At 67.7% G+C, this 7,038-nt stretch carries 7 protein-coding genes; 6 read left to right on the top strand and 1 reads right to left on the bottom strand.

The window, feature by feature from the left end:
* The 6 genes from U9977_RS24215 to U9977_RS24190 form a co-directional block, all read left to right on the top strand.
* A partial coding sequence (locus U9977_RS24215) for a pantoate--beta-alanine ligase (RefSeq protein ID WP_322751591.1) occupies window positions 1–527 on the top strand: 527 nt, incomplete at its 5' end.
* Between the two features lie 2 nt (window positions 528–529).
* Window positions 530–1,051 carry an aspartate 1-decarboxylase gene (gene panD / locus U9977_RS24210; protein WP_322751590.1) on the top strand — a complete coding sequence of 174 codons (522 nt, stop codon included), beginning with the start codon at window positions 530–532 and terminating at the stop codon, window positions 1,049–1,051.
* Complete coding sequence (locus U9977_RS24205; RefSeq protein ID WP_322751589.1) at window positions 1,048–2,868, top strand: L-aspartate oxidase; 1,821 nt, start codon at window positions 1,048–1,050, stop codon at window positions 2,866–2,868. The genes panD and U9977_RS24205 overlap by 4 nt, the downstream gene beginning before the upstream one ends.
* Complete coding sequence (nadC, locus tag U9977_RS24200; RefSeq protein ID WP_322751588.1) at window positions 2,868–3,893, top strand: carboxylating nicotinate-nucleotide diphosphorylase; 1,026 nt, start codon at window positions 2,868–2,870, stop codon at window positions 3,891–3,893. The genes U9977_RS24205 and nadC overlap by 1 nt, the downstream gene beginning before the upstream one ends.
* On the top strand, window positions 3,893–4,645 hold the full coding sequence (locus U9977_RS24195) for a type III pantothenate kinase (RefSeq protein ID WP_322751587.1): 753 nt from the start codon (window positions 3,893–3,895) through the stop codon (window positions 4,643–4,645). The genes nadC and U9977_RS24195 overlap by 1 nt, the downstream gene beginning before the upstream one ends.
* A 535-nt stretch (window positions 4,646–5,180) precedes the next feature.
* Window positions 5,181–5,480 (top strand): hypothetical protein, encoded by a 300-nt coding sequence (locus tag U9977_RS24190; RefSeq protein WP_322751586.1) that lies wholly within the window; start codon window positions 5,181–5,183, stop codon window positions 5,478–5,480.
* A gap of 63 nt (window positions 5,481–5,543) precedes the next feature.
* Here U9977_RS24190 and U9977_RS24185 read toward each other — a convergent pair.
* Window positions 5,544–7,038: ATP-binding protein (locus U9977_RS24185; RefSeq protein WP_322751585.1), on the bottom strand; the 1,495-nt coding region annotated here is incomplete at its 5' end.

Raw genomic sequence — 7,038 nt, 5'->3', positions numbered from 1 at the left:
TTTGCGCCGGCCCACTCGGCGATCTGCTGGAAGGGTCGAGCCGTCCCGGGCATTTCGACGGCGTCCTCACGATCGTGGCGACACTGCTGCACCTCACCGGTCCGCAGTTGGCCTTCTTCGGCAAGAAGGACGCCCAGCAGCTTGTCCTCATCCGCCGCATGGTGCGGGATCTGGCCTTTCGGACCGAGGTCGTCGGGGTGTCAACCGTCCGGGCACCCGACGGACTGGCCCTGTCCAGCCGCAACTCCTACCTGACGACCCATCAACACCGCGCCGCGCTCGCGCTGTCGCGAGCGCTGGCGGTCGGGGTGAGCGTCGCGGACGAAGGCCCGGACGTGGTGCTCGCGGCCGCCGAGAACGTCCTGGCCGCCGAACCGGGTGTTGACGTCGACTACCTCACCCTCGCCAGCCCCGATGACCTGACGCCGGTGCGTCGCGGCCAGGCGCTGCTGCTGGTCGCGGCCCGGGTCGGCACCGTCCGACTGATCGACAACATCGAGCTCACGCTGCCCGAGGAGGCCGGCTGACCGTGTTCCGGACCATGCTCAAGTCGAAGATCCATCGAGCCACTGTCACCCAGGCCGACCTCCACTATGTCGGCTCGGTGACGATCGACGTCGACCTGCTGGAGGATGCCGACCTGCTGCCCGGCGAGCAGGTCACGATCGTTGACATTGACAACGGTGCCCGGCTGGAGACGTACACGATCGCCGGCCCACGCGGCAGCGGCGTCATCGGGATCAACGGCGCTGCGGCTCGGCTCGTCCACCCCGGCGATCTGGTGATCATACTGTCGTACGCGATCATGGCCGACGCGGACGCCCGCCGGTTCGCCCCGCGCGTGCTGTTCGTGGACGGCGCCAACCGGGTCGTCGCGCGCGGGGACGACCCGGCACAGGCAATCCCGGACGATCCGTCCAGCCTGCGTGGGGACATCGTCAGCCCGAACGCGGTGAGCCAGGCGTCGATCGGGCCGGCGTCGATCGGGCCGGCATCGATCGGGCCGGCATCGATCGGGCCGGCATCGTCCGGGCGGCGGGTTCGTACGTGACGGTCCTGCCGTGTCAGCTTGGCGCGCCCCGACCGGGGTGGGCCCGCGATGCCGACATCGTCGTGATCGGCTCCGGGATCGCGGGGCTGGCCACCGTCCTGCATGCCCGGGCGGCAGTACCCGGCGGCCGGGTACTACTGGTCACCAAGGCACGCCTGGACGAGGGCTCGACCCGATGGGCGCAGGGTGGGATCGCCGCGGCACTCGCCCCGGAGGATTCTCCAGATGATCACCTGACCGACACCCTTGTGGCCGGGGTCGGGCTGTGCGACGTCGACGCGGTCCGGATCCTGGTCACCGAGGGTCCGGCCCGGGTCCGGGAACTGGCCGACCTCGGCGCCTCGTTCGACCGTGACGACTCCGCGGGCGGGTTCGCGTTGACCCGCGAAGGTGGACACCTGCGCAACCGGGTCGTGCACGCCGGCGGGGATGCGACCGGCCTGGAGGTGGAGCGGGCCCTGATCGCCGCGCTGCGGGCGGATCCGGGCGTCGAGGTGATCGAACACGCGCTCGTCCTCGACCTGCTGCTGGACGCGGACGGCAACGCCGCCGGGGTGACCTTGCACGTCCTCGGCGAGGGGACGACGGACGGCGTGGGCGCGGTAACCGCCCGCGCAGTGGTCCTCGCGACCGGTGGGATGGGGCAGGTCTTCGCGTCAACCACGAACCCGCCGGTGTCGACGGGCGATGGCGTGGCGCTGGCCCTGCGCGCCGGGGCGATCGTCACCGACCTGGAGTTCGTCCAGTTCCACCCGACCGCGCTGTGGCTGGCAGGAACCGGTGGCGATGCGGCTCCCGGTCACAGCGACCCCGTGTCCGGCCAGCAGCCACTGGTCAGTGAGGCCATGCGCGGCGAGGGCGCCCGGCTGGTGGACGCCACCGGCGGCGCTGTCATGGCGGACGTCCACCCGCTGGCGGATCTCGCCCCGCGCGATGTCGTGGCGAAGCAGATGTCGCGTGTGATGGCTGCTCAGGGCGTCGACCACCTGTACCTGGATGCCCGTGGGCTGGGCAGATCCACGCTGCTGCGGCGGTTCCCGACGATCACCGCACGCTGTCGTGCCGCCGGGGTGGACCCGGTCAGTATGCCGATCCCGGTCGCCCCGGCGGCGCACTACGCCAGCGGTGGTGTCCGGACGGACAGCTGGGGCCGCACCAGCGTCCCCGGTCTCTACGCCTGCGGTGAGGTCGCGTGCACAGGCGTGCACGGCGCGAACCGGTTGGCGTCCAACAGTCTGCTGGAAGGACTGGTCTTCGCCGCCAGGATCGCCATCGACCTCGCCCGCGGGCTGCCGACCCCCGCACGGCCCGCGGACCCGGTGGTGGGACGCGGCTCGGCCGGGCTCGCCGACCCGGTGGCCCGCGCGGACCTGGCCCGGGCGATGGCAGCCGGCGCGGGGGTACTGCGCAGTGCCGAGCGCCTGCGGACCACCGCCAGGACGCTCGCCGCCCTCGGGGAATCGCGGCGGTCCGGCGGGGGCACGGTCACAGCCGGACCGGATGCGTGGGAGATGACCAACCTGCGGACGGTCGCCACCGCGCTGGTCGCCGCCGCGGCGCTGCGTCAGGAGACCCGGGGCGCACACTGGCGAGAGGATTTCCCCAACGCCGACGATGTGGCGTGGCGTGGTCACATCCTTACCCGGCTGGATGCGGAAGGCGGCTTGTCAGTGACCTACGAGGCGGCGAACGCTGCACGTGAGGCCGCACCGGGTAGTTCGGCTGCTTCGCGCAGCGCAGGCGCAGGCGCAGGCAGCTCAGGCGCAGGCGCGGGCGCCGGCAGCGGTGTTGCCGGACGTGCCTCGGACGCGGCCTGATGCCCGTGTCGGCGCCGATCCGGGGCGCGCTGGTATCCGCCGGACTCGACCCAGGTATGATCATCGAAATCGTGCGTCGGGCCGTCTGTGAGGATCTTGCCGACGGCCCGGTGGGAGCGGTGGACGCGACGTCGGTCGCAACCGTGGCGCCCGACCTCCAGGGCCGGGCCGCGATCGTCTCGCGGGCGCGAGGGGTGGTCGCCGGTCTGCCGGTAGCAGCGGCGGTGTTCGAGATCGTGCTGACCGAACAGTACGGGTCACGGGATGACGTGGCCGGTATCGAGCCGGCACCCCGGTCGGTATCCGAACGCGCCGGTGGACTGGAGATCACGATCAGCGTTTCGGATGGCGACCGGGTGGGCCCGGGCGACGCCGTCCTGACCGTTGCCGGCCCGGTGCGCGCTCTGCTCACCGCGGAACGCACCGCACTGAATCTGCTGTGTCACCTCTCGGGGGTTGCCACCGCGACCCGCCGGTGGGTGGACGCGGTCGACGGTACCGGCGCAGCGATCCGCGACACCCGCAAGACCCTGCCGGGGCTGCGTGCCCTGGAGAAGTACGCGGTACGTTGCGGCGGCGGGGTAAACCACCGTATGTCGCTGGCAGACGCCGCGCTGGTGAAGGACAACCATGTGATCGCCGCGGGTGGAGTGGCGGCGGCGTTCACCGCGGTGCGCACACGCTTCCCCGGTTTGGCGGTCGAGGTGGAATGCGACACGCAGGCCCAGGTGGTCGAGGCCGTGGCGGCCGGCGCAGACCTGATCCTGTGCGACAACATGACTCCCGACGAACTGCGCGAATCGGTCGCCCTCGCCCGCCCGGCCGGGGTGGCAGTGGAAGCAAGCGGCGGGCTGACGCTGGCGGTCGCGCGCGCGGTCGCCGAGACCGGCGTCAACTTCCTGGCGGTGGGCGCACTGACCCATTCCGCGCCCGCGCTCGATCTCGGTCTGGATCTGAGTCTGGATCTCGTTCTGGATCAGCGCCTAGATAATCATATCGAACCGAACCAGGATCGTGATCTCTGATGCTGCTCGCGGTCGACGTCGGCAACACCAACACCGTCCTGGGAGTCTTCGACAACGACGAGCTCATTGATTCCTGGCGGATACGCACCGACCCGAACGCCACCGCGGACGAACTGTCGCTGCTGTTCCGCGGCCTGTTGCGCGGCTACGACGTCGACGGCGTATCAGTCTGCTCCACCGTGCCGGCGGCGCTGCGCGAGATCCGCCGCATGCTGGTGCGGACGTTCGACGGAATCCCGGCGGTCGTGGTGGAGCCGGGTACCCGCACCGGGGTGCCGATCCTCATCGACAATCCCAAGGAAGCCGGCGCCGACCGCATCATGAACACCCTCGCCGCCCACCACCTGTACGGGGGGCCGGCGATAGTCGTCGACTTCGGGACGTCCACGAACCTCGACGTCGTCTCCAGCCGGGGCGAGTTCCTCGGTGGCGCACTCGCCCCCGGCATCGAGATCGCCCTTGACGCGCTCGCGTCCCGGGCCGCACAGCTACGGAAGGTCGAACTCACACCGCCACGATCTGTGATCGGGAAGAGCACCGTGGAGGCACTACAGTCAGGGATGATCTACGGTGTGGTCGGCCAGGTGGACGGCCTGGTACGTCGCATCGCCGAGGAGCTGGACACCGAACCCGTGGTCATCGCGACCGGGGGGCTGGCGTCCCTCATCATCGCCGAAAGCGAGACGCTGGCGCACCACGAACCGCATCTCACCCTCATCGGCCTGCGGCTGGTCTTCACCAAGAACACGTAGACAGGGTTTTCAACCTGTGTTGCGGTCGCAGGGCCAGATAGTCACGACACTGACCCGCAACGGCAGATGCCCCCGACCGGCTACCGGCGGGGGCATCGTCACGTCCGGTGCCCGTCTCCCCCGTTAACGATGTGAATCTGATGCTCCTGCCACAACACCAGATTCGCATCGTTCCCAAAGAGCGTTCGGCACTAGGGACGCGGCGTCGCGGGGCCGGGGCACGCACCTTCGGCGGGGTGGCGTCCATCCAGGCCGACGCAACCAGCCTGCGGACATAGGTCTTCGGTTCCGGCGGTACCACGACATCCCCCGTTCGTGTTCTGCCTGCGTGGCCGACCGGTTATCGTGCCGACACGAGTACGACACAACGTGCGGGCGGGGTAACAGCAGGCCGTAACAGGCAGTCGTACGTAACCGGTTACGGGTAACGGGTTACGCCGGTTACCCGCGGCGGGAACGAGAGGAGGCACCGACGGACCGGCGGCAGGTACTGGAGGCAGGTGCGTTCACTGCGGCAACCGACGTCGCTGCCGACGTGTTCCACCGAATCGCCGCGGCGGAACCGGACCGGCTCACCCTCGACGAGCTCGACGCCGACCTGGCCGAGATCGCGGCCACCTACGCGACCGTCCCCCATGCGGTTGCCGCACCCCGCATCATCGGTGGCTGGCGGCAGGTCGAAGCCGCACTCTACAGCCGGACCTCCGCATCCGCCCACGCCCGGCTCACGCTGCTGGGGTCGAGGCGTACTCGACGCTGGTCAACCCGTTCGACCAGCGGCATCGGCTCGAAGAGCACTCCGAGCTGCGTGACGCCTGCGATGAGGGAACCATGAGTTTTGAAGAGGACTTCCTCGAGTACATGGATTGCCGCGATCTCCTTCACGACCCAGTGATATCTATTTTCCCTCGTCGGGCCGGAGCGCGGACGGAAGATACTTACTGTGCGTGTCGCGCAGATACTGAATTCCCTGATCCCGACTGCTGCGGTATTCGAGATTCCGGGCGACGAACTTCAGGCGGTGCTCGGCGTCACCGATGACCTCTGCCCAGGTTCTCACCTGTATGCTGTATCTTCCTGATCTTTGAATGAAGCCGTGCGGAAGCGAGTCCTGGTTACGGCGCATTTCGGCATATTTATCCACTCGGACGCCCACCACCCAGAAATCCCAGAAGACGTTGGCCTGGGTGAAGCGTGGGTCATCGAGGACCGCGAGTGCGTAGGATTCGATCTGATTGATCTGCGCCACGCCGATATCGATCTTCGGTCGTTTCAGCTCGATGACGATGTGCTCGATACGGTTCTGATGCTGTTCGACCTTCCGGGACAGTACAAGGTCGGGAATTGCGTCGCGACCGTCAGCCCGCCGTGGCGGGGTCCGCGAGTCGGTGAAGTCGATGTCGTCGCCGAGGATCTCGGCGTGTCCTCGAAGGACCTGGAGGAGGCGGTCATCGTCCCCGGTCAACGCGTACTCCTCGGCGAAGATCCACGTCTCTTCGGCGAGGATGCGGTGCAACTGGCGGCGTTCGAGTGTCTGCCTATTGCTTTCCGTATCGAAGACCAGCGCATTGAGCCCGGCGAGAAAATCCAGCCGGTCACCGATTTTTCGTGACGTGCTGATGAGCGTGGAAAGCGTGGTGCGGTCCAGCCGAAAGTGCTCACGCAGTGTCCTTCGTGCGCATTCCAGCAACGGAGCCGCCTGTTCGAGCTCAAAATCAAGGAGGTGAATGTCGCGACCGAGGTCACGGAATCCGTTCCAGCGAAGATAGGCGGTAAAATCGAAGCCCGGCGCCCAGATACCGGGCGAGATCTGGTGCAACGCCATGCCGTCGGAATCACAGAGAAAGATGGCACGATCGATTTTTGCATTCCATTCAATTACCGTCAACGATGCCTTTCCCTCCATTCCCGGAACGGTCAGTGGGTACTCCACGCGGTGTTCCTGGAGCCGGGATGGGTCGAGCTTCGTGCCACCCCAGGTCACCTGCGAGTACGACTCGAGATATATCGCGAAGATGGCGGTCAGGTTGTCGACGATGTCGTCGCGGCCCAGGATGGCGACCGCGCGCTCGTCCAACCGCCTGACCACGACCCGCGTGCCCTTTATTGATCTTGTTGACGGTTTACTGTCGCTTATCTCGAAGCGACGCAGGTCGTTCCGATCCCCGGTGATCAGAATTTCGCCGTGACCGATGTCGCCATCCGCCGCGACGCTGATCCATGTGATCTGGCCACCAAGACTGAACGCGGCATAGCGACCCTGACCATGCTTGCCGTGCAGGCTGCGGTGTTGCGTCCGGGTTGTTGCGGCGGAGCGCTTCCACGAACCGCCGACCCGGCCGAAACCACGGACAGCGTCGTCCTTCGTCATCCCATGACCGTCATCCATGACA

The organism is Protofrankia sp. Cas8 (assembly GCF_963555845.1).
Classification (GTDB): Bacteria; Actinomycetota; Actinomycetes; order Frankiales; family Frankiaceae; genus Protofrankia.
The sequence above is the reverse complement of the archived record's forward strand: the minus strand, read 5'-3'. Positions and strand labels throughout refer to the sequence as shown.

Bases quoted from the DNA above. Each gene is read 5' to 3' on its own strand.
- nadC (WP_322751588.1), top strand. From the start codon at position 2,868: ATGCCCGTGTCGGCGCCGATCCGGGGCGCGCTGGTATCCGCCGGACTC.
- U9977_RS24195 (WP_322751587.1), top strand. From the start codon at position 3,893: ATGCTGCTCGCGGTCGACGTCGGCAACACCAACACCGTCCTGGGAGTC.